Origin of the sequence: Streptomyces sp. SID13666 (assembly GCF_010548325.1) — a bacterium.
In the GTDB taxonomy this organism is placed as follows: Bacteria; Actinomycetota; Actinomycetes; order Streptomycetales; family Streptomycetaceae; genus Actinacidiphila; species Actinacidiphila fildesensis.
Genome location: NZ_JAAGLX010000004.1, coordinates 1 through 20,791, shown reverse-complemented (window position 1 = coordinate 20,791; position 20,791 = coordinate 1). Strand labels below are relative to the sequence as shown.

At 70.0% G+C, this 20,791-nt stretch carries 18 protein-coding genes and 1 pseudogene; 11 read left to right on the top strand and 8 right to left on the bottom strand.

What is annotated here, in order from left to right:
* Positions 1 to 1,191, top strand: coding sequence for a hypothetical protein (locus G3I60_RS09080; protein WP_239069681.1), 1,191 nt, complete (start codon positions 1 to 3; stop codon positions 1,189 to 1,191).
* Positions 1,192 to 1,241: 50 nt separating this feature from the next.
* Here G3I60_RS09080 and G3I60_RS09075 read toward each other — a convergent pair whose 3' ends face one another.
* Positions 1,242 to 2,426 (bottom strand): RNA-guided endonuclease TnpB family protein, encoded by a 1,185-nt coding sequence (locus G3I60_RS09075; RefSeq protein ID WP_164296768.1) that lies wholly within the window; start codon positions 2,424 to 2,426, stop codon positions 1,242 to 1,244.
* A 28-nt stretch (positions 2,427 to 2,454) separates the two neighbouring features.
* On the opposite strand from G3I60_RS09075, the gene G3I60_RS09070 reads away from it, so the two are divergent.
* Together G3I60_RS09070 and G3I60_RS09065 are read left to right on the top strand one after the other, a co-directional pair.
* Complete coding sequence (locus G3I60_RS09070) at positions 2,455 to 2,613, top strand: Arc family DNA-binding protein (RefSeq protein ID WP_164296766.1); 159 nt, start codon at positions 2,455 to 2,457, stop codon at positions 2,611 to 2,613.
* A gap of 78 nt (positions 2,614 to 2,691) precedes the next feature.
* Positions 2,692 to 4,113, top strand: coding sequence for a hypothetical protein (locus G3I60_RS09065; RefSeq protein WP_164296764.1), 1,422 nt, complete (start codon positions 2,692 to 2,694; stop codon positions 4,111 to 4,113).
* A gap of 80 nt (positions 4,114 to 4,193) precedes the next feature.
* Here the strand turns inward: G3I60_RS09065 and G3I60_RS09060 are convergent, their stop codons facing one another.
* Entirely contained in the window at positions 4,194 to 5,723 is a 1,530-nt protein-coding gene (locus G3I60_RS09060; RefSeq protein ID WP_138356120.1) for a peptide MFS transporter, read from the bottom strand.
* A gap of 344 nt (positions 5,724 to 6,067) precedes the next feature.
* On the opposite strand from G3I60_RS09060, the gene G3I60_RS09055 reads away from it, so the two are divergent.
* On the top strand, positions 6,068 to 6,742 hold the full coding sequence (locus G3I60_RS09055; protein ID WP_138356121.1) for a response regulator transcription factor: 675 nt from the start codon (positions 6,068 to 6,070) through the stop codon (positions 6,740 to 6,742).
* 22 nt (positions 6,743 to 6,764) lie between these two features.
* Positions 6,765 to 8,051, top strand: coding sequence for an ATP-binding protein (locus G3I60_RS09050; protein ID WP_138356122.1), 1,287 nt, complete (start codon positions 6,765 to 6,767; stop codon positions 8,049 to 8,051).
* A 10-nt stretch (positions 8,052 to 8,061) separates the two neighbouring features.
* Here G3I60_RS09050 and G3I60_RS09045 read toward each other — a convergent pair whose 3' ends face one another.
* The gene (locus G3I60_RS09045) at positions 8,062 to 8,583 is read right to left on the bottom strand and encodes a GtrA family protein (protein ID WP_138356123.1); all 522 of its coding nucleotides are present in this window, start codon (positions 8,581 to 8,583) and stop codon (positions 8,062 to 8,064) included.
* 160 nt (positions 8,584 to 8,743) lie between these two features.
* Between G3I60_RS09045 and G3I60_RS09040 the strand changes: the two genes are divergently transcribed.
* The 3 genes from G3I60_RS09040 to G3I60_RS09030 are packed head-to-tail and all read left to right on the top strand — an operon-like array spanning position 8,744 to position 11,653.
* Positions 8,744 to 9,883 carry a 5-(carboxyamino)imidazole ribonucleotide synthase gene (locus tag G3I60_RS09040; protein WP_138356124.1) on the top strand — a complete coding sequence of 380 codons (1,140 nt, stop codon included), beginning with the start codon at positions 8,744 to 8,746 and terminating at the stop codon, positions 9,881 to 9,883.
* Positions 9,880 to 10,455, top strand: a complete 576-nt coding sequence (purE, locus tag G3I60_RS09035) for a 5-(carboxyamino)imidazole ribonucleotide mutase (RefSeq protein WP_138356125.1) — start codon at positions 9,880 to 9,882, stop codon at positions 10,453 to 10,455. Before G3I60_RS09040 ends, purE begins: the two co-directional genes overlap by 4 nt.
* Positions 10,456 to 10,468: 13 nt before the next feature.
* A complete protein-coding gene (locus G3I60_RS09030; protein ID WP_138356126.1) occupies positions 10,469 to 11,653 on the top strand; it encodes a dipeptidase in 1,185 nt (394 codons plus the stop codon).
* A gap of 245 nt (positions 11,654 to 11,898) precedes the next feature.
* On the opposite strand, the gene G3I60_RS09025 is transcribed toward G3I60_RS09030, so the two are convergent.
* Positions 11,899 to 12,261 carry a VOC family protein gene (locus tag G3I60_RS09025; RefSeq protein WP_164296762.1) on the bottom strand — a complete coding sequence of 121 codons (363 nt, stop codon included), beginning with the start codon at positions 12,259 to 12,261 and terminating at the stop codon, positions 11,899 to 11,901.
* A 91-nt stretch (positions 12,262 to 12,352) separates the two neighbouring features.
* Here G3I60_RS09025 and G3I60_RS09020 point away from each other — a divergent pair, with 91 nt between their 5' ends.
* Positions 12,353 to 12,907, top strand: coding sequence for a CGNR zinc finger domain-containing protein (locus tag G3I60_RS09020; RefSeq protein ID WP_164296760.1), 555 nt, complete (start codon positions 12,353 to 12,355; stop codon positions 12,905 to 12,907).
* Positions 12,908 to 13,318: 411 nt separating this feature from the next.
* On the opposite strand, the gene G3I60_RS09015 is transcribed toward G3I60_RS09020, so the two are convergent.
* The gene (locus tag G3I60_RS09015) at positions 13,319 to 14,662 is read right to left on the bottom strand and encodes a UDP-glucose/GDP-mannose dehydrogenase family protein (protein ID WP_138356129.1); all 1,344 of its coding nucleotides are present in this window, start codon (positions 14,660 to 14,662) and stop codon (positions 13,319 to 13,321) included.
* Positions 14,663 to 14,810: 148 nt separating this feature from the next.
* On the opposite strand from G3I60_RS09015, the gene G3I60_RS09010 reads away from it, so the two are divergent.
* Both G3I60_RS09010 and G3I60_RS09005 read left to right on the top strand, forming a co-directional pair.
* A complete protein-coding gene (locus G3I60_RS09010) occupies positions 14,811 to 16,028 on the top strand; it encodes an LCP family protein (protein ID WP_343241724.1) in 1,218 nt (405 codons plus the stop codon).
* A gap of 93 nt (positions 16,029 to 16,121) precedes the next feature.
* A complete protein-coding gene (locus G3I60_RS09005; protein WP_138356131.1) occupies positions 16,122 to 17,297 on the top strand; it encodes an acyl-CoA dehydrogenase family protein in 1,176 nt (391 codons plus the stop codon).
* A gap of 92 nt (positions 17,298 to 17,389) precedes the next feature.
* On the opposite strand, the gene G3I60_RS09000 is transcribed toward G3I60_RS09005, so the two are convergent.
* The 3 genes and pseudogenes from G3I60_RS09000 to G3I60_RS08990 all read right to left on the bottom strand — a co-directional run.
* Positions 17,390 to 18,586, bottom strand: a complete 1,197-nt coding sequence (locus G3I60_RS09000; RefSeq protein ID WP_239069669.1) for an acyltransferase — start codon at positions 18,584 to 18,586, stop codon at positions 17,390 to 17,392.
* A gap of 109 nt (positions 18,587 to 18,695) precedes the next feature.
* Positions 18,696 to 19,907 carry an LCP family protein gene (locus G3I60_RS08995; protein ID WP_164296754.1) on the bottom strand — a complete coding sequence of 404 codons (1,212 nt, stop codon included), beginning with the start codon at positions 19,905 to 19,907 and terminating at the stop codon, positions 18,696 to 18,698.
* 82 nt (positions 19,908 to 19,989) lie between these two features.
* Positions 19,990 to 20,791, bottom strand: a pseudogene (locus G3I60_RS08990) (hypothetical protein); the annotation flags it as partial.

Here is a 20,791-nt window from a genome sequence, read left to right as displayed (position 1 = left end):
ATGCACAGGGAACTACTCCGGGCGACGGCGGCCGCCGTGCTCGCCGCGGCGCTGCTCGTGCTGTCCGCGCTCACGGCGCAGCCGTCGGACGCGGCGGCCCCGGTGGCGGTCCGCAACCCGGCGGCGGTCCAGGCGCCCGCCGCCGACGAGAAACCCGCGGTGGCGCTGTCGCCGCGGCAGGCCAAGCCCGGTACGGAGATCACCGTCACCGGCCGGGGCTGGAAGCCGACCACGCTGCTCACCCTCCTGGTCTGCGGGCAGAACGCGATCGGCGGCACCAACTCCTGCTCCAACGAGTCCGGCCGCGCGGTCACCACCGACGCCAAGGGCGGCTTCACCCAGAAGCTGCCGGCCGCCGCACCGCCCAAGCCCTGCCCCTGCGTCGTGCACGTCGCGACGGTGATGGGCGACTCCGTCACCGTCGACGCGCCGTTCGTCGTCACCGGGCATCCGGTCGCCGAGCTGCCGCAGACATCCGGTGCCGGGCGGCTCGCGGTGCTCACCGCCAGGCTGCAGGGCGGCGGCGGACTGCTCACCTGGTTCGGCTCCCCGCCGCAGCGCCAACTGGTCTTCACCGTCGGCAATCTCGGCTCGGGACCGGTGAAGAACCCGGTGTTCCAGGTCGGGGTCTCGCACGGTGTCTTCGCCCCGCAGTGGGAGGAGCAGCAGTGGAGCGGCAGCGTGGCGCCGGGGATGAAGCAGCAGATCAAGCTGCCCGTCGAGCTGACCTCGGGGGCGCACGGCGACTACCGGGTACAGCTCAAGTACGGCGACAAGGTGCTCGTCACCGAGCCGTGGGACGTCGGCCGGCCCTGGGGCGTCACGCTCTTCTGGATCCTGCTCTGCGTCGTCGTGCCGGCCGCGGTCTTCCGGATCGGGATGGCCGTCGTGGACAAGGCACGGCCGCGGCTGCCCGGCACGATCTACGCCTCCGGCCGCCGCCGTAAGGCCCCTTGGCGGCCCGCCGCGCTGCTCCACCTGCCGCCGCCCCGCCGTTCCGCGCCGTCCCAGCCGGCCAAGCCGGCGCCCAACGGCGTGCGCCCGCCGGGCTCCCGCCCGCCGGACGACACGGGCACGCTGCCCTGGTTCAGCCAGGGCACCCTGCCGGCGCCGCCCCCGGACGACGGGCAGCAGCCCCCACCGACTTCCGCACCGAGTACCGAACGTCCATCTTCGAAGGGAAGCACTTGAGTCCTCCTCTCCTCGAAGGGAGAGGATTCCTAGCTCACTTCGCCTGACGCCTAGCAGGTGACAGGGCTTACAAGATCAGCACTAGCCGGGTTGAGACCAGCCCGGACGAGCATCACGCGGGCGGAGTTCTTGTCCCTGGGGGACGAGGCTCCGCACGCGGTGCACGTATACGTTCGTTCAGAGAGGGGAAGTGCGTGCTTGGCTCTCGCTCCGCAGCATGCGCAGTCCATGGTGGTGTGCGCAGGGTCGATCAGGTGCACGGTCCGGCCGTGCTTTCGGCCCATCTCGAGCAAGGCCGCTTTGACGGCGCCGATAGCGGCGTCGGCGGCTTTGCGTGCCATGGTGGATTTGGCGAGGAACTTCGGCCGGAAGTCCTCGACGGCAAGGTGGTCGAAGTCGCGGACCACCGCCTTGGCCCATTTGCGGCTGGTGTCCACGCGCTGCCGGGTTATTTGCTGGTGAACCTTCGCGGCCTGCGCGCGGGCCTTGCGATAGTTGTTGGAAGCGGCCTGCCCGCGCTTCGGTTTCCGGCGGCTCATCATCCTCTGATACCGGGCCAAGCGCTGTGCGGCCGTCTTCCCATGCTGTGGGTGGGGTAAGTCGTGGGCGTCGCTGGTCGTCGTCGCTGTCTCCTTCACGCCCCAGTCGATGCCGATCACACGGCCTGTGGCGGGCAGCGGTTCGGGCGTGGCAATCACGACGAACGAGGCGTACCAGTGGCCGAGACTGTCGCGGTACACGCGCACCGACGACGGGTCGGCGGGCTGGTTCCGAGACCACACCACGGTCAGAGCGATACCGCCGGCAAGGTGGAGGCGACCGTCTTTGAGGCGAAAGCCGCGCCGGGTGTAGTTCAGCGACGGCATTGCCTCGCGCCTCTTCTTTGCCCTCGGCAGGCCAGCACGGCGGTGCATCGGCAGTCGGGCCTCGATGTCCTTGAGTGCCTTGGCCCGGGACTTGGCGAAGTCGCGGATGGTCTGCTGCTGCGGAACGCTGCTGCCCTCACGCAGCCACGCCATCGCGGCGCGGGCCTCGGTCAGCATCTTGTCGAGGCGGGCAGGGCCGCAATTTTCCTCCTCGGCGTGGGCCTTTCGGGAGCGGGCGACACATTCGTTCCAGATCCAACGGCAGCGCGCCCACTCCGCCTCAAGGCCCGCCAGTGCTGCAGACGACACGCGCAAGCGGTAGGTGTGCCGGGCACGCCCGGCCTCCCCCATCACATGCAGTGTCTTCATGGTGTCACTTTACCACTAGAGTTGGGACATGGATCATGAATCACGCATCACGCTGCGCCTCCCCGCCGACCTCCACGCCTGGTTGGTCGCCGAGGCGAAAACCGCTCACAGATCACTCAACTCCGAGATCGTGTACCGCCTCGAAGGTGAGCGCGCTGCCACCCTCGAACGCAAGAAATCGCCCTGACGAAGATCCCCTTGCCCTTTCCCGCCGCAGTGCCGCGTGTGCCCTGCCTGAGGGCCGGGGCGTCCTTGGAGGCTCCTGGTGACGAATCGACTATCGCGACCGCGGAGGAGCAGGGCCGCCACCGCGGTCGGTGTCGCGCTCATGCTCGGCGGCGGCTCGGTGCTGCTGATCGCGGCACCCGCGCAGGCCGCCGAGTCCTCTTTCGCGACCAAGTGCATACCGCCGAAGATCGCCAACCTGCCCGACATCAACGGGACGACCAAGGCGGACATCACCGCGCCGGCGACCGCCAAGGTCGGCGACACGATCGACGTGACGTGGAAGACGGTGCAGGCCGCGTCGCAGAACCCGGGCGTCGCGGATCTGCCCGCCAACTCGGTGCTGCCCACCGGCAAGGTCACGATCGGCGGCGCGCAGACCGGTTCGCTGGACGTCGCGGGGACCCGGACCAATCCGGCGATCCCGAAGAACAGCCCCATGGTGCTGTCCGACATGAAGGGCAAGCTGAAGCTGACCGCCGCCGGTGACGTCACGCTCTCGCCCGGCGCGTACAACATCAACGCGAACTACATCATGTCGACCGACACCGCCTGCGCGCCGACCGGCACCGTTCCGGTCGCGGTCACGATCAAGGTGACGGGCGGCGGCACGGGCGGCACGACGACGACCGGCGGTACGACCACCTCGGGCACCACCGGTGGCACGACGACGTCGGGCACCACGGGTGGCACGACCACGTCCGGCGGCACCACGTCCGGCGGCACCACGTCCGGCGGCACCACCTCGGGCGGCACCACTGGAGGCACCACCACCGGTGGTACGACCGCCGGCGGTACGACGTCCGGTGGTCCGCCGGAAGGCGGTGGTGAGCCCAACGGCACCGTGCACAAGGGCACACCGGTCTCCGTGACCTTCGACTGCGGGTCGTTCGGCAAGCCGACCGGCCAGGTGGCCATCGACGCCACCAAGAGCAGCGCGGGTTACAACCTCTCCGTGCGGTTCATCGGTTCGGTCATGAAGACCCCCGCGCCGCTCCCCAAGGGCTTCATCACCGCGACCATGGCCGTCAAGGTGGCGGGCGCGGACAGCGGCACGGTCCAGGTCAAGGCGCCGCCCAACACCAAGGCGTTCGCCCAGAACGACCCGGTCACCCTCGATCCCCTCACCGGCGTCTACTCGCCGGGCAGGACCGGGCAGGTCACGCTGCACCCGGGCGCCCTGGCCGTCCAGCTCGCGCAGGGCGGCACTCCCGTCGCGACCTGCACGCCGACGAAGGCCGTCGACGCCTCGCTGACCCTCGACATCAAGGAGAAGGGCAGCGGCACCGGCGGTACCAACGGCAGCGCCGCCAACAGCGCGACCACCACCAGCGGCGGTCTCGCCCAGACCGGCGCCGACAACAACGGCTCGCTGCGCGCCCTCGGACTCGTCGCGGGCACCGTCCTCCTCCTCGGCGGCGCCGTCTTCACCTTCACCCCGTGGCGCAGGCTGCGCCACTGACCGCACCACCTGACCCCATGACGAAGCCCCGGCGACCGTACGGTCACCGGGGCTTCGTCACGCGTGTGCGGGAAGGGACGTCAGCGGACGTCACCCATCAACGCGACGACCTTCTTGCGGTACATCCACACGGCGAAGCCGGCGAGGATGGCGAGGGCCGCTTCGAGGCCCACCATGCCGGTGCCGTTCAGATCCACACCCGCGATGGACAGCAGGCTGGTGGTGCAGTCGCCCGCGGTGACCGCGAGGAACCAGACACCCATCATCTGGCTGCCGTACTTGGCGGGGGCCATCTTCGTGGTGACCGAGAGGCCGACCGGCGAGAGACAGAGCTCACCGATGGTCTGGATCATGTAGATCGTGACCAGCCACATCGGGCTGACCTTCGTACCGTCCGAGGCCAGGCCCATCGGGACGACGAAGACGACGAACGAGGCCCCGATCAGGAACAGGCCCATGGCGAACTTCACCGTGGTGCTCGGTTCGCGGTTCTTCTTCGACAGCCAGATCCAGCCCCAGGCGATGACCGGGGCCAGCGCCATCACGAACAGCGGGTTCACGGACTGGAACCACGAGGACGGGAAGTCGATCCCGAACATCGAGCCCTGCGTCTTTGTCTCGCCGAAGATCGACATCGTCGATCCGCCCTGGTCGTAGATCATCCAGAACACGGCGGCGGCGACGAAGAACCAGATGTAGCCGCTCATCTTGGACTGCTCGGCGGCCGACAGCTCCTTGTCCTTCTTTATCCGGACCAGGACGCCGACCGGGATGACCAGGCCGATCACCGTGATCGGCACCAGCGCCCAGTTGAGCGTGTAGTGCCCGGTGAGAACGACCACACCGTAGAAGACCGAGGCGGCGATCAGCCACAGCAGGCCCTTGCGCAGGGTGGTGTTGCGCTCCTCGACCGACAGCGGCTTCGGGACGACGCTGCTGCGCTCGCTCAGGTGGCGGGTGCCGAGCAGGAACTGGACCAGGCCGAGGGCCATACCGACGGCGGCGAGGGCGAAGCCCAGGTGCCAGCTGTAGTTCTGGCCGACGGTGCCGATGATGAGCGGGGCGGCGAAGGCACCGATGTTGATGCCCATGTAGAAGACGGTGAAGCCGCCGTCACGACGCGGGTCGTTCGGCCCGTCGTAGAGGTGGCCGACCATCGTCGAGATGTTCGCCTTGAGCAGGCCGGAACCGAGCGCGACCAGTGCCAGGCCGACGAAGAACATCGCCTGGCCGGGGACGGCGAGCGTCAGGTGGCCGGCCATGATGATGCCCGCCGCGATGGCGACCGTCTTGCGCGGCCCCCAGACCCGGTCGCCGAACCAGCCGCCGGGCATGGCGAGCAGGTACACCATCGCCATGTAGATGGAGTAGATGGCCACGGCCGTGGCCGCCGTCATCGCGAGGCCGCCGCCCTGGGAGCCCTTCTCGGCGCCGGGGCCGCCGGCGATCAGATAGAGCGGGAGGAGGGCCTTCATGCCGTAGAAGCTGAACCGCTCCCACATCTCGGTCATGAAGAGAGTGGCCAGGCCGCGGGGGTGGCCGAAGAAGGTCTTGCCGCCCGGAGCAGGGGTCCCCTGCGGGGCGGCGTCCTTCGTCAGGCTGGACGCCATGGTCGATCCTTGTTCGCTCGGGACGCGCGACGGAACAGACCGCGCGCCCGGTGGGGGTGGCCGGCACCGACGCGCTATGGGGGCGCGCCGGGATCCACGCCCGCCGCGCGGTGCGCGCTGCGGACCCGGCCGTCAGGTCAATCACTCACTGCTGGTTTGTACCAGCCCCGTCACAGAAGAGGCCTTCGGCGCAGGTTGTGCGCGGAAGGACCCTGGGTGCTGCTACGGGCGATTCATTACTTTATGGCAGTCCAACACGTGGTATAGGGCGTCTTGAGACCTACCTCACAGGGCTGTTGGCACCGCTACCTCGGCCCCTGCCCACGCGGACTACCATCAAGCCCATGACCCGCGTACTTCTTGCCGAGGACGACGCATCCATCTCGGAACCGCTCGCGCGCGCCCTGCGCCGCGAGGGCTACGAGGTCGAAGTGCGTGAGGACGGGCCCACCGCGCTCGAAGCCGCCCTGTTGGGCGCCGTCGATCTGGTGGTGCTCGACCTGGGGCTGCCCGGTATGGACGGCCTCGACGTATGCCGCAGGATCCGTACCGAGGGACACACCTTCCCGGTGCTGGTGCTCACCGCCCGTGCCGACGAGGTCGACACGGTGGTCGGCCTGGACGCCGGTGCCGACGACTACGTCACCAAGCCGTTCCGGCTCGCCGAACTGCTGGCGCGGGTCCGGGCGCTGCTGCGCCGCGGCACCACCGACGCGCCGCAGCCCTCCACCCACGGAGTGCGGATCGACGTCGAGTCGCACCGCGCCTGGATGGGCGACGACGAGCTGCAGCTCACCGCGAAGGAGTTCGACCTCCTGCGGGTCCTGGTGCGCGACGCGGGCCGGGTCGTCACCCGCGAGCAGCTGATGCGCGAGGTGTGGGACACCACATGGTGGTCGTCGACCAAGACGCTCGACATGCACATCTCCTGGCTGCGCAAGAAGCTCGGCGACGACGCGACCGCGCCCCGGTACATCTCCACCGTGCGCGGTGTGGGGTTCCGGTTCGAGAAGAACTAGCGAAGGCTGACACCCTTCACCCATGCGCCGCCGACTGATCTCCTCCACGCTCGCTGTCGTCCTCGTCGTCATCGCGGTCTTCGGGCTCTCGCTCGTCATCGTCGAGACCCGCACGATCGAGAGCAGCGCGCAGGAGAGCGTCGACTCCGAGGCGGTCCGGCTGGCGGGCAGCGTCGACAGCCGGCGGGCCAGCGGGGAGAAGGTCGACACCGGCTCGCTGGCGCAGCAGGTGGCCGCCGACCGGTTCGCGGTGGTCCGGATCCCGGGCAGCGCGCCCATCGAGATCGGGACCCGGCCCTCGGGCCGGGTGATCACCTCGACCCAGACCGGCGACGACGGCGCGAGCGTGGTCGTCGAGGAGTCCCGTTCCAAGATCAGCCAGGAGATCGGCAGGACCCTGCTGGTCATCCTGGCCGTGGCGCTGCTCGCGGTGCTGGCGGCCGTGATCCTCGCGGTGCGGCAGGCCCGCCGGCTCGGCAGCCCGCTGACCGACCTCGCCGAGACCGCCGAGCGGCTCGGCTCCGGCGACCCGCGGCCGCGGCACCGCCGCTATGGGGTGCCGGAGCTGGACCGGATCGCCGACGTCCTGGACGCGAGCGCGGAGCGGATCGGCCGGATGCTGACCGCCGAGCGGCGGCTCGCCGCCGACGCCTCGCACCAGCTGCGGACGCCCCTGACGGCGCTCTCGATGCGGCTGGAGGAGATCGTGGCCACCGCGGACGACGAGGACGCCGTCAAGGAGGAGGCGACGATCGCGCTGGGCCAGGTCGAGCGGCTCACCGATGTGGTGCAGCGGCTGCTGACCAACGCCCGCGACCCGCGGTCCGGCTCGGCGGTCGACTTCGACCTCGACGACGTGATCAAGCAGCAGATGGAGGAGTGGCGCCCGGCCTCGCAGAGCGAGGGGCGCACCATCATCCGCTCCGGCACCCAGGGCCTGCGGGCCGTCGGCACCCCCGGGGCGGTCTCCCAGGTGCTGGCCACCCTGATCGAGAACTCGCTCATGCACGGCGCCGGCACGGTCGGCCTGCACACCCGGGTGACCGGCAACCAGGCCGTCGTGGAGGTCACGGACGACGGGCCGGGCGTACCGCCGGACCTGGGCGCCCGGGTCTTCGAGCGGACGGTCAGCGGCCGCAACTCCACCGGACTGGGGCTGGCCGTGGCCCGTGACCTGGCCGAGGCGGACGGCGGGCGGCTGGAGCTGCTCCAGCAGCGGCCGCCGGTCTTCGCGCTCTTCCTGGCCCAGGAGGATCCGTCGGGACAGCCGCGGAAGCCCCGAGGGGACGCCGGCTCGTCACCCGCGTAGGCCGGGGGACCTACTGCGTGGTGCGGCTGTGCGGCGCGGAATCGGTGTCCGCCTCCGCCGAGGCGAGGATCGACTCCGCCTGCTCCGCCACCTCGCGGGCCGGCAGCGCCTTGAAGACCCAGGTCCGGTAGGACCAGAAGCGGAAGAGGGTGGCCACGCCGATGCCGGCGAACTTGAAGATGTTGCTCTGCAGCGAGCTGTCCCAGCCGAACCCGTACGTCGCCACGTAGAGCACGCCGTTCTCGATGACCAGGCCGACGGCGCTGAAGCCCAGGAAGAGGCCCAGCTCCTTCGAGCGGCTGCTCCGGTCGCGGTCACGGTAGGTGAAGTACCGGAAGCCGATGTAGTTGAAGAGAATCGATACGGCGGTGGCGATGATGCCCGCCCGCACCGTCTGCAGACCAGTGGTGTGCCGGACCAGGTTGAAGACCCCGAGGTTCACCAGGACGCCCGCGCCACCGACCGCACCGAACTTGGCGACCTCGCGGTACAGGGACCCCAAACGGGACTGCACGGTCTGGCGTCCGCTCATGATGATCCGCTCGGCCCTGTCTGTCGGTGTGACCCGCCGGGGGCCCGTGGTCTGGTCTCGTGGTCCAGTCGTACTGGCTCTTCATGCTAACCGCACGGGCCGAGGGCCTGCCCGTGGGTGGCGTCATTCGGGGGTCCGCCCGCCCGATATCCTGGGGAACGTGACATTCCCGGTAGTCGGCATGATCGGCGGCGGCCAGCTCGCCCGTATGACCCACGAAGCGGGCATCCCGCTCGGTATCAGGTTCAAACTCCTCAGCGACACCCCGCAGGACTCGGCGGCGCAGGTGGTGAGCGATGTCGTCATCGGCGACTACCGCGATCTGGAGACCCTCCGCGCCTTCGCGCAGGGCTGCGACGTGATCACGTTCGATCACGAACACGTCCCCACCGAGCATCTGCGCGTCCTGGAGGCGGACGGCATCGCCGTCCGCCCGGGACCCGACGCCCTGCAGCACGCCCACGACAAGGGCGTCATGCGGGCGAAGCTCAGCGAGATCGGGGTGCCGTGCCCGCGGCACCGGATCGTCACGGACCCGGCGGACGTCGCGCGGTTCGCCGCGGAGGGTGACGGCTTCCCGGTCGTCCTCAAGACCGTGGTCGGCGGGTACGACGGCAAGGGCGTGTGGGTCGTGCGCGACGAGGACGGGGCCGCGGACCCGTTCCTGGCCGGCGTCCCGGTGCTCGCGGAGGAGAAGGTCGACTTCGTACGGGAACTGGCGGCCAACGTGGTGCGCTCGCCGCACGGCCAGGCCGTCTCGTACCCGGTCGTGGAATCCGTGCAGGTCAACGGGGTGTGCGACACCGTCATCGCCCCGGCGCCCGACCTCAGCGCCGAGCTGTCCGCGCAGGCCCAGCAGCTCGCGCTGACCATCGCCGCCGAGCTGGGCGTCGTCGGACACCTCGCGGTCGAGCTGTTCGAGACCCGGGACGGCCGGATCCTGGTCAACGAACTGGCGATGCGCCCGCACAACAGCGGCCACTGGACCCAGGACGGCGCGATGACCTCCCAGTTCGCCAACCATGTGCGCGCGGTCCTGGACCTGCCGCTCGGCGACCCGCGCCCGCGCGCGAAGTGGACGGTCATGGCCAACGTCCTCGGCGGCGACTTCCCCGACATGTACTCCGCGTACCTGCACTGCATGGCCCGTGACCCGCAGCTCAAGATCCACATGTACGGCAAGGACGTGAAGCCGGGCCGCAAGGTCGGTCACGTCAACACCTACGGCGACGACCTGGCGGATGTGCGCGAGCGCGCCCGGCACGCGGCCGACTACCTGCGAGGAACGATCACCGAATGACCGCCCACCCGTCGCCCGGCCCCCACTCCTATGGGAGCGCTGACGCGCGCACCTCTCCTGTCATCGGCATCGTCATGGGCTCCGACTCCGACTGGCCCGTCATGGAAGCCGCCGCCCAGGCGCTGGACGAGTTCGAGATCCCGTACGAGGTCGACGTCGTCTCGGCACACCGGATGCCGCGCGAGATGATCGCGTACGGCGAGCAGGCCGACGGCCGCGGCCTCAAGGCGATCATCGCGGGCGCGGGCGGCGCCGCCCATCTCCCGGGCATGCTCGCCTCCGTCACCCCGCTGCCGGTCATCGGCGTGCCCGTACCGCTGAAGTACCTCGACGGCATGGACTCGCTGCTGTCCATCGTCCAGATGCCGGCCGGCGTCCCGGTCGCCACGGTGTCCGTCGCGGGCGCGCGCAACGCGGGCCTCCTCGCCGTCCGCATCCTCGCCGCCCACGACCCCGAACTCCTCGGCAGGATGCGGCACTTCCAGGAAGAGCTGAACGAACAGGCCACCGACAAGGGCAAGCGGCTGCGCGCCAAGGTCCAGGGTGCGGCAGGCTTCGGGTTCGGCAAGTAACCAAGGAGACCCGATGGACCTGATCGCCCGCGCCACGGAACTGCTCGCCGCCCACCCCGTCGTGGACGGGCACAACGACCTCCCGTGGGCGCTGCGCGAGCAGGTCCGCTACGACCTCGACCGGCTCGACATCGGCACCGACCAGAGCGCCTCGCTGCACACCGACATCCCCCGTCTGCGCGCCGGCGGCGTCGGCGCGCAGTTCTGGTCGGTCTACGTGCGCAGCGACCTGGCCGGCGACGACGCGGTCTCCGCGACCCTCGAACAGATCGACGTGGTGCGCCGGATGACCGAGCGCTACACCGACGACCTGCGGCTCGCGCTCACCGCCGACGACATGGAGACGGCGCGCGCCGAGGGCCGGATCGCCTCTCTCATGGGCGCCGAGGGCGGCCACAGCATCAACTGCTCGCTCGCCACCCTGCGCGCCCTGCACCAGCTCGGCGTCCGCTACATGACGCTCACCCACAACGACAATCTCCCGTGGGCGGACTCGGCGACCGACGAGCGTCGCGCGGGCGGCCTCACCGCCTTCGGTGAGGAGGTCGTCCGGGAGATGAACCGCTGCGGCATGCTCGTCGACCTGTCCCACGTCTCCGCCGACACCATGCGGGACGCGCTGCGCGTCAGCGAAGCGCCGGTGATCTTCTCGCACTCGTCCGCGCGCGCCGTCTGCGACCACGTGCGCAACATCCCGGACGACGTCCTGGCCCTGCTGCCCGCCAACGGTGGCGTCGCCATGGCCACCTTCGTCCCGAAGTTCATCCTCACGGACGCGGTCGCCTGGACCCAGGCCGCCGACGAGAACATGCGGGCCAACGGTCTGCACCACCTCGACACCACGCCCGCGGGCATGGCCGTCCAGCGCGCCTACGAGGCGGCGAACCCGCGCCCCGTCGCCACACCGTCCACGGTCGCGGACCACCTCGACCACATGCGCGAGGTGGCCGGCGTCGACCACCTCGGCCTCGGCGGCGACTTCGACGGCACGGCCTTCACCCCGTCGGGCCTGGACGATGTAGCCGGCTACCCGAACCTCATCGCCGAACTCCTGGGCAGGGGCTGGTCGGACGAGGACCTGGCGAAGCTGACGTGGCGGAACGCGGTGCGGGTGCTGCGGGACGCGGAAGCGGTTGCCGTCGTGGCGCAGGCGAAGAGGGGTCCGTCGCTGGCGACGCTTGCTGAGCTGGACGGTTAGCGCCGGGTTGCAGGTTTGCACCGGCGTGCGGTGGGTCGGGGGCCGGGCCCTCCGGGGTGGGTTTCGAAATCGACTATTTACGGGCCTGGCGGCCCACAAATAGCTCGGCAGCATTTCGAAACCCACCCCTGCGGCCCCGGCCCCCTCACGTGCGCTGCCGTCTGCGGGGAGCGGGTGATGGCGCCCCTCACATCAGCCGGTCCCACACTCTTCCTGCTCCCTCCGTGAGCAGGTGGTGGGGATCGTCAGCAGACGCAGAGGCAGAAGGGGTGGCCGGCGGGGTCGGCGAAGACGCGCCAGTTGCGCTTGCCGTCGTGGTCGTCCTCGAGGAGCTTGGCGCCGAGGGCGAGTACGGCTTCCTGTGCCGCGTCCATGTTCTCCACGGCCACGTCGATGTGGAACTGCTGCGGCCGCTGAGGGTCGGGCCACTGCGGCTCCACCAGGTGCGGGGCGCGCTGGAACGAGAGTTTGACGCCGTCGGTGGCGCGCAGCACCACCCAGTCGTCGTCGGCCTCCTCCACATCACCGCCCAGCACGGCTGCGTAGAAGGCGGCGAGTGCCTTGGGGTCGGGACAGTCCAGCACCACGGAACCCAGCTTGCCGATCATGGAGTACACCTCTCTCGATGTCGTTACCGCTATGAGCGTTCAACCGGTAACCGTTGCTTCATGATGGCCCAGTGGAGGTAACGTGGCAAGGGTGGAGCAGCCCGGAGAACGCGCCCCCGCTCCTGGACTCCTCCTTCTGGTCCAGGATCTGGCGAACACCGTCGACCTGGAGTCGGCCGAGGACCAACTGCGCGTTCCCGCCGACCTCGACGCCTGGGCGCGGCACCACGATCTGCCCGACCTGAGCTTCGGCCCGGCCGACCTCGAGGACGTGCTCGCACTCCGCGAAGCGCTGCGTGATGCCTGCCAGGCCCACACGGGAACACGGCTGCCGGATCCCGCGGCAGCGGAACTGGAACGACTACTGCGCGCCGCGCCGCTGCTGCTCGCGATCGACGCGGAGGGCGGGGCCGGCGTACGCCCCGCCGACGGTCTCACCGGCGCCGCCGCCCTCACCGCCCACATCGCGGCGGGCATAGCCACCGCCGTCGCCGACGGCACCTGGCCACGCCTCAAGGCATGCGCATCCCACAGCTGCCGCTGGGTCTACTACGACCGGAGTCCGGCAGGCCGCAGCCGCTGGTGCACGATGGCCATCTGCGGCAGCCGAGCCAAAATGCGCGCCTATCGGAGTCGTACGACCTAACCCTTGGGGTGCCTGCCTAGGCGGCAGGTCACCGCCCCACCTTCGGCCGGGGCGCCGCCCACTCAACTCGCAGGCGGCAGGCGACGCCCGGGGAACCCACCCGCAACCTGCGGTCGGGGGTCCGCCAACCCGAGCCGCTCACGGTTTGGACGTGAGGGGGACGGGTCCGCAGGGGTGGGGTTTCGAAATGCTGCCGAGCTATTTGTGGGCGGCCACGCCCGTAAATAGTCGATTTCGAAGCCCCGCCCCGGAGGGCCCGGTCCCCGCACCCACCACGAAGCGGCCAGGCATGACAGGAAGCCGCCGGCAGGCAAGTCGATTTCGAAGCCCCGCCCCGGAGGGCCCGGTCCCCGCACCCACCACGAAGCAGCCAGGCACGGCAGGAAGCCGCCGGCAGGCAAGTGGCAACGGCTAGGCGGACGGCCGGCCCATCGCCCGGAACTTCCAGCCCGCCGCACGCCACGCCGCAGGCGACAGCGCGTTGCGGCCGTCGATGATGTGCCGCGTCGCCGCCACCTCGCCCAGCGCCGCCGGGTCGAGTTCCTGGAACTCGCGCCATTCGGTGAGGTGCAGAACGACGTCCGCGCCGCGCACCGCGTCGAGCGCCGTCGCCGCGTAGCCGAGGGTGGGGAAGAGCAGCCGGGCGTTGTCCATGCCCTTGGGGTCGTAGACGGTGACCTGGCCGCCCTGGAGGTGGATCTGGCCCGCCACGTTGAGCGCAGGCGAATCCCGTACGTCGTCGGAGTCCGGCTTGAAGGCCGCGCCCAGTACCGCGATCCGCTTCCCGAGGAAGCTGTCGCCGCCGACCGCCTCGCGGGCGAGCTCGACCATGTGGCCGCGCCGCCGCATGTTGATCGAGTCGACCTCGCGCAGGAACGTCAGGGCCTGGTCGGCGCCGAGTTCACCGGCGCGGGCCATGAACGCGCGGATGTCCTTGGGGAGGCAGCCGCCGCCGAAGCCGATGCCGGCCCGCAGGAACTTGTGGCCGATCCGGTCGTCGTGGCCGATGGCCTCGGCGAGCTTCACGACGTCGCCGTCGCCCGCCTCGCAGACCTCGGCCATGGCGTTGATGAAGGAGATCTTCGTCGCGAGGAACGCGTTGGCGGCCGTCTTGACCAGTTCGGCGGTGGGGTAGTCGGCGACGACGAACGGGGTGCCTTCCGCCACGGGCGTCGCGTAGACCTCGCGCAGCAGCTTCTCGGCGTGCGCGCTCGCGACGCCCACGACGACGCGGTCGGGGTGCAGGGTGTCCTGGACGGCGAAGCCCTCGCGCAGGAACTCGGGGTTCCAGGCCACCTCGGCGTCGGCGCCGGCCGGGGCCAGTTCGGCGAGCCGGGCGGCGAGCCGGGCGGCGCTGCCCACCGGCACGGTGGACTTGCCGACGACGAGGGCGGGCCGCCGCAGATGCGGGGCGAGCAGCTCGAAGGCGCTGTCCACGTAGGACATGTCGCAGGCGTACTCGCCGTGCTTCTGCGGGGTGTTGACGCAGACGAAGTGGACATCGCCGAACTCGGCGATCTCTTCCCACGAAGTGGTGAAGCTCAACCGGCCGGTGGATCCCGCGATGCCGGCCACGTGCCGGGCGAGCAGGTCCTCGAGGCCCGGCTCGTACATCGGGACCTTGCCGGCCGACAGCAGCTCGATCTTGCGGGGGTCGATGTCCAGGCCCAGTACCTCGAAGCCGAGCTCGGCCATGGCGGCAGCGTGGGTGGCGCCGAGGTAACCGGTGCCGATGACGGTGAGCTTCAGAGGCATGCGAAGAGCATAGTCGCGTCCTGGTGTGCGAAATCCAGGATGAGGCCATGGCCAGAGTCCACACGGGAAGGACAGAATGCGTAGACAGTGCGAGGGGGTGGTGGCCGTGGATCGAGCCGGCCAGGGGGATGCGGTACCGAGACCCGGAGTGGGTCTCTCCAAGGCAGCGGGACCCGAACCGGGTCAGCGGGACGAGGGGGCGGCCGAGCGGGCCGATCAGGCGGATGGGGTGGCGGAGCCGGGCGGTCCGGCCGAGCCCGAGGGGGACGGACCCGAGGAGACCGGGGGCCTGGTCCCCGGCGTGGCGGAGGACCCGCAGGAGACAGCGGTCCGCAGGGCCCGGCGGCGGCGCAGGACCCGTCGGGTGCTGCTCAGCGCCGTGGTGCTGCTGTGCACCGGAGCGCTGCTGATCGTCGGCACGGGCTGGTACGCGTACGAGCACTACACCGGCCGCGTCGACCGGATCCCGAACGCGTTCCCGACGAATGTGCCGGCCGCGGCGATACCCGCGCCCAGCAAGGGAGGACAAACGTTTCTCCTGGTGGGTATAGACGCGCGCTCGGACCTGCCGACCACCGGCAAGGGCGCGAAGGCGCCGGAGTGGCAGCCGGGTGCGCAGCGCAGCGACACGATGATGCTGGTGCACCTGCCGGAGGACGGAAAGCACGCGTATGTGGTCTCGCTGCCCCGTGACTCCTGGGTGGCGGTCCCGGGTCACGGCAGCGCCAAGCTGAACGCGGCCTTCTCCTGGGGCGGCCCGCCGCTGCTGATCGACACGGTGCAGCGGCTCTCCAAGGTGAAGATCGACCATCTCGCGGTCGTCGACTGGAGCGGCTTCCGGAAGCTGACCGACGCCGTCGGCGGGGTGGACATCACCGTCGACAAGACCGTCTCGCGGCGCAACGGCGCCGGGATGTGGGACGCGGGCACCCACCACATGGACGGCGACGAGGCACTCGACTACGTACGGGAGCGGTACGGGCTGCCGCGCGGCGACCTGGACCGCACCCACCGGCAGCAGAACTTCCTGCGCGCGGTGCTGAACAAGGTGCTGTCGGGGGACACCCTCAGCAACCCGCTCAAGGCGAAGCGGATGCTGGACGAGGTGACGAACTCGGTGAGCGTCGACGATTCGCTCTCGAACGGCGAGTTGCGTGACCTGATCTGGGGCATGAAGGACGTCAGGTCCTCGGACATGGCGTTCATGAACGCGCCCGTCGCCGGCTTCGACATGATCAAGGGCCAGTCGGTGGTCCTGCTCGACGGCAACGGCACGTCGGCCCTGTGGGAGGCGATGCGGAACGACACGATGGCGGACTACGTCGCGTCGAACACCCTCGACAGGCTGGGCAACAAGGTGTCGTGAAGCTCACGTGGGCCGGACGGGCCGATCGGCTCGATCCGGCCTACGATCGTAGGGTTACTTAACGGTAGTTAGCACTCGGGGAGTGAGACAGCCTTGGCCGGTTCTTCCGATTTCGACCTCTACCGGACGTCCGAGGAGCACGACATGCTCCGCGACTCGGTCCGTTCGCTCGCCGAGGCGAAGATCGCACCTTTCGCGACCGAGGTCGACGAGGAGGGCCGCTTCCCGCAGGAGGCCCTCGACGCGCTCATCGCGGCCGACCTGCACGCCGTGCACGTCCCGGAGGAGTACGGCGGCGCGGGCGCGGACGCCCTGGCCACCGTGATCGTGATCGAGGAGGTGGCCCGCGTCTGCGCGTCGTCCTCCCTCATCCCGGCCGTGAACAAGCTCGGCTCGCTCCCGGTGATCCTGTCCGGCTCCGAGGAGCTCAAGGCGAAGTACCTCGGCCCGCTGGCCAAGGGCGACGCGATGTTCTCCTACGCCCTGTCCGAGCCCGAGGCGGGCTCCGACGCGGCCGGCATGAAGACCCGCGCGGTGCGTGACGGCGACTTCTACGTCCTCAACGGCGTGAAGCGCTGGATCACCAACGCGGGCGTCAGCGAGTACTACACGGTGATGGCCGTCACCGACCCCGAGAAGCGCTCCAAGGGCATCAGCGCCTTCGTCGTCGAGAAGTCCGACGAGGGCGTCTCCTTCGGCGCCCCGGAGAAGAAGCTCGGCATCAAGGGCTCGCCGACCCGCGAGGTCTACCTCGACAACGTGCGCATCCCCGCCGACCGCATGATCGGCGCCGAGGGCACCGGATTCGCCACCGCGATGAAGACCCTCGACCACACCCGCGTCACCATCGCCGCCCAGGCGATCGGTATCGCGCAGGGCGCCCTGGACTACGCCAAGGGGTACGTCCACGAGCGCAAGCAGTTCGGCAAGGCCATCGCCGAGTTCCAGGGTGTGCAGTTCATGCTCGCCGACATGGCCATGAAGCTGGAGGCCGCCCGCCAGCTGACGTACGCGGCCGCCGCCAAGTCCGAGCGCACCTCCGGTGGTGCCAAGGACGAGGACCTGACGTTCTTCGGTGCCGCCGCCAAGTGCTACGCCTCGGACGTCGCGATGGAGGTCACCATCGACGCCATCCAGCTGCTCGGCGGCTACGGCTACACGCGCGACTACCCGGTCGAGCGCATGATGCGCGACGCCAAGATCACCCAGATCTACGAGGGCACGAACCAGGTCCAGCGCATCGTGATGGCGCGCAACCTGCCGAAGTAACCCCGTACGGAACACAAAAGCCGGAGGCACTCAGCTGAGTGCCTCCGGCTTTTTGCGTGATCATCCCTGAACGATCATTCAGGGATGATCATTCAGGCAGGAACGGCAGCGGCTTTTCTGCCGGGGGTCCACAGGCGTTTCAGCCGGCGCTCGGCAGGCTTCTCCACACATTCATGGAGAAATGCCGCAGCGGTGACGGAACTCACAAGCATGATGGCGACCACGACGGCATCGTGCCGCACTCCCGGACTCGCTCCCGAGCCGTAGTGGCTGAAAGCCCGGAGCACGATCGCATGACACATGTAGAAGGCGAACGACCATTCCCCGAGTTTCACGAGGGCTTTGCGGCGCAGCAGGGAGGCACCGCTCCGTACGTCGCGCAATGCCACCGTCGTTATGGTCAGGGCGAAGATCGGCATGAACAGCGCGTCGAACATTCCGGGTGCCGGCACGACGTGGGAAACCCAGTGCGGATGCCTGGTCCACGCCCAGCAGAGGGCGATCACTCCGGCCAGCAGGGCGATGGAGACCCGGGCGCCGACCGGCGGCCGCCAGCCGCGCCGGGCGGCCACCGCGGCGCAGATCCCGAGGACGAACATCGGGGTCAGCGCGAGCGGCGAGGCGAAGATCAGACGCTCGGTCGCGGCCGGGTAGTGGTGCCACACGGGCCACAGCCGGGTGCCCGCCGTGGCCGCCGTCATGAGGACCGCGATCAGGCCCAGGCACCAGGAGGCACACCGGTCGAGCAGCTTGTACAGCAGGGGGAACGCCAGGTAGAAGAAGGCTTCCACCGAGAGCGTCCAGGTGACGATGTTGACGGTGAAGAAGTGGTCGGTGGTCCACGCCTGGGTGAAGCTCAGGGTGTACAGCAGGCCGGTGAACGAGAAGGGCGTGCCGTACCACTGCTTCTCCAGGAGGCCCGCCACGACCGCGGTCACCGCCAGCAGCGGCCAGATGCGCGCGAACCGCCGCCAGTAGAACTGGCGCGCGGTCCCGCCGGGCTTCGCCGACCACGCCATGACGAATCCGGAGAGTACGAAGAAGAAAGGCACTCCTTCGTATCCGATTTGCATGAGCGAGGTCAGCGAGGGTATTTCGTTGAAATAGCCCTTGGTGTGGAAAGAGAAGACACCGGCGGCCGCGAACCAGCGAAGCGCTGTTACCGAGTCCACTCTTATGGGAGTGACGGTACGGTCGGCGGGCTGTTTTCCCGTCGGCGCCGCCGAGGCGTCGTTCCCGGACCTCGGTCTGTCCAGTACGGGAACTATGACGGGAACATCCGTCTTCATGCCTCACCCCTATAGAGCCGCCGGTTCGAACGGCTGAGCATATAGGAATGCTGTGCGGACTCTGTGGGTCACCTAGGTGATGAAGCGACCAAATCGGGCGGAACGTCTGCTATTGCTTTCCGGAGACCGTGACCGTCTCGTCGTTCTTCAGCTGAGCGAACAGCTGCTTCGACTTCGCCGAGTCCCACTTCACCGCGACACCGTCGTTGCGCGTCGGCAGATTCGCGGTGGAGATCGGAACGGTCATCGACTTGCCGTCGCCGCCGGTCACGCCCTTCATCGCCCAGAACATCGAGGTGATGTTCCACAGGCTCATGTCCTTGTCGACGATGAGGGTGTCGAGGCCGGAGCTGATCACCGGGTAGAGCGTGAACGGGTCCAGCACGGTGGCCGGCGAAGCCGCCTGGTGGGCGAGCGACGACAGGAACTTCTGCTGGTTGCGCATCCGGCCCAGGTCCTGGTCGGCCTCCTGGTGCCGCTGCCGGACGAAGGCGAGACCCTGCTTGCCGTCCAGCGTCTGGCAGCCGGCCGGGAAGTCCGCGCCCGACGCCTTGTCCTTGAGCGGCTTGTCGAGGCACATGTCGACCCCGCCGAGCGCGTCCACCAGGTTCACGAAGCCGGAGAAGCCGATCTCGGCGTAGTGGTCGATGTGCAGACCGGTGTTGAACTCGACGGTCCGGGTGAGCAGCTCGGGGCCGCCGTCCGCGTAGGCCCGGTTCAGCTTGTGGGTGGCCGCGGGGTAGCGCTTGTGGGACTGCTGGCCGGTGAAGGCCGGGATGGTGACGTACGAGTCACGCGGCAGGCTGAGCATCGTGTTCCCGTTGTCACCGACGTGCAGCACCATCATCGAGTCGGTGCGCTTGCCCTCGGCGGCGCCGGTGTGCAGATCCTGCTCCTGCTCCTTGGAGAGCCCCTCGCGGCTGTCGGAGCCGACGATGAGGTAGTTCGTGCCCTTGCCGCCGGTCGGCCGGTCCTCGACCTTGCTGAGGTCCACCTCGCGGCGCACCTTGCCGTCGGCCCAGAAGTAGGTGCTCACGGACACCACCAGCAGCGCCACGACCAGACCCAGCAACGTGAACTTCACGATGCGGGCCCGGCTGCCGGGCCGGCGGCCGGAACCCCGGCCGCGTCCGCCGCCGGTGCTGGGCGGCCCGTAGCCGTCGCCGCCGGATCCGCCGCCGTACGAAGGCTGCGGGGGAACCCCGCCCACGGCGCCCGCGCCCGCCCGGGAAGCGGCCGCGCCACGGCGCGGCGACAGCTCGGGGGGCAGTGGCGGCTCGGTGCGCCGGCGCTGCTCTGCTTCGTTGGTCCATCCGCTCATAGCCAAAGTGTGCCCGCTGGAAGCCGCACTCCGGCAATCGCAGGCGGTTCTGTGGCAGACCCGATGCATTTCCCCCGGGTTGTCACAGGGCGGTCATCGCGAAGTCCCGGCCAGGGGTCTCCCGGCCACCGCCGTGCCGCTCGGGACGGCCGTGCAGCCGCTCCCACAGCGCCGCCAGGGCCCGGTGCACCCGGGGGGAGTCGATGCCCTCGACCGCCCGTCCGGCGTCGCCGGCCAGCCCCCGCGCCCGGTCCGCGGCCCCCTGGTCGAGCGCGGCCACGGCCCGCAGGACGAGGGTGCCGGCCCGGTCGCGGGCCCGGCCCTCGGGCAGCGCGGCGAGGGTCCGCCGGAGCCAGTGGTCGGCGGCGGCGGGGCGGCCCAGCGCCAGCTCGCAGGCCGCGGCCTCCGCGCAGTAGTCGGCACGGTGGTCGGCGCTGCTCCGGGCGTCCGGGGTCAGGATGGCGCCCGCCGCGGCGAGCAGCCGCTGGCACACGTCGGCCTGTCCCAGTACGGCGTGGGCCCGGGCCTGCCGGGCCATGAGCAGCGCCGAGGAGTGACGTACGGAGCCGGCGGGCTCTTCGGTGACTTTGGCGGTGGTCACGGCCGGGGCGGCGGCGCGGCCGTCGCCCGCCGCTTCCCTGGCGAGGCCCGCACGGGCGGCCCGCGCCACGGCCAGCGCCTCCTGCGGGCGCCCGGCGCTCAGGCACTGCAGGCTCATGGCGGCGAGGACCCGTGCTCCGAGCGGCCGGTCGGCTGCCGCGTGCGCGGCCGAGAGCGCGGCGCTGAAGTACCGCTCGGCCGCGGCCTCGTGACCGGTGTCGAAACAGGCGCGGCCGGCGAGGCACGCCAGCTCGCCCGCGAGCGCGAACAGCCGCCGCGCCGGG

Bases quoted from the DNA above. Each gene is read 5' to 3' on its own strand.
- G3I60_RS09080 (WP_239069681.1), top strand. From the start codon at position 1: ATGCACAGGGAACTACTCCGGGCGACGGCGGCCGCCGTGCTCGCCGCG.
- G3I60_RS09075 (WP_164296768.1), bottom strand. From the start codon at position 2,426: ATGAAGACACTGCATGTGATGGGGGAGGCCGGGCGTGCCCGGCACACC.
- G3I60_RS09070 (WP_164296766.1), top strand. From the start codon at position 2,455: ATGGATCATGAATCACGCATCACGCTGCGCCTCCCCGCCGACCTCCAC.
- G3I60_RS09060 (WP_138356120.1), bottom strand. From the start codon at position 5,723: ATGGCGTCCAGCCTGACGAAGGACGCCGCCCCGCAGGGGACCCCTGCT.
- G3I60_RS09055 (WP_138356121.1), top strand. From the start codon at position 6,068: ATGACCCGCGTACTTCTTGCCGAGGACGACGCATCCATCTCGGAACCG.
- G3I60_RS09050 (WP_138356122.1), top strand. From the start codon at position 6,765: ATGCGCCGCCGACTGATCTCCTCCACGCTCGCTGTCGTCCTCGTCGTC.
- G3I60_RS09045 (WP_138356123.1), bottom strand. From the start codon at position 8,583: ATGAGCGGACGCCAGACCGTGCAGTCCCGTTTGGGGTCCCTGTACCGC.
- purE (WP_138356125.1), top strand. From the start codon at position 9,880: ATGACCGCCCACCCGTCGCCCGGCCCCCACTCCTATGGGAGCGCTGAC.
- G3I60_RS09030 (WP_138356126.1), top strand. From the start codon at position 10,469: ATGGACCTGATCGCCCGCGCCACGGAACTGCTCGCCGCCCACCCCGTC.
- G3I60_RS09025 (WP_164296762.1), bottom strand. From the start codon at position 12,261: ATGATCGGCAAGCTGGGTTCCGTGGTGCTGGACTGTCCCGACCCCAAG.
- G3I60_RS09015 (WP_138356129.1), bottom strand. From the start codon at position 14,662: ATGCCTCTGAAGCTCACCGTCATCGGCACCGGTTACCTCGGCGCCACC.
- G3I60_RS09000 (WP_239069669.1), bottom strand. From the start codon at position 18,586: ATGAAGACGGATGTTCCCGTCATAGTTCCCGTACTGGACAGACCGAGG.
- G3I60_RS08995 (WP_164296754.1), bottom strand. From the start codon at position 19,907: ATGAGCGGATGGACCAACGAAGCAGAGCAGCGCCGGCGCACCGAGCCG.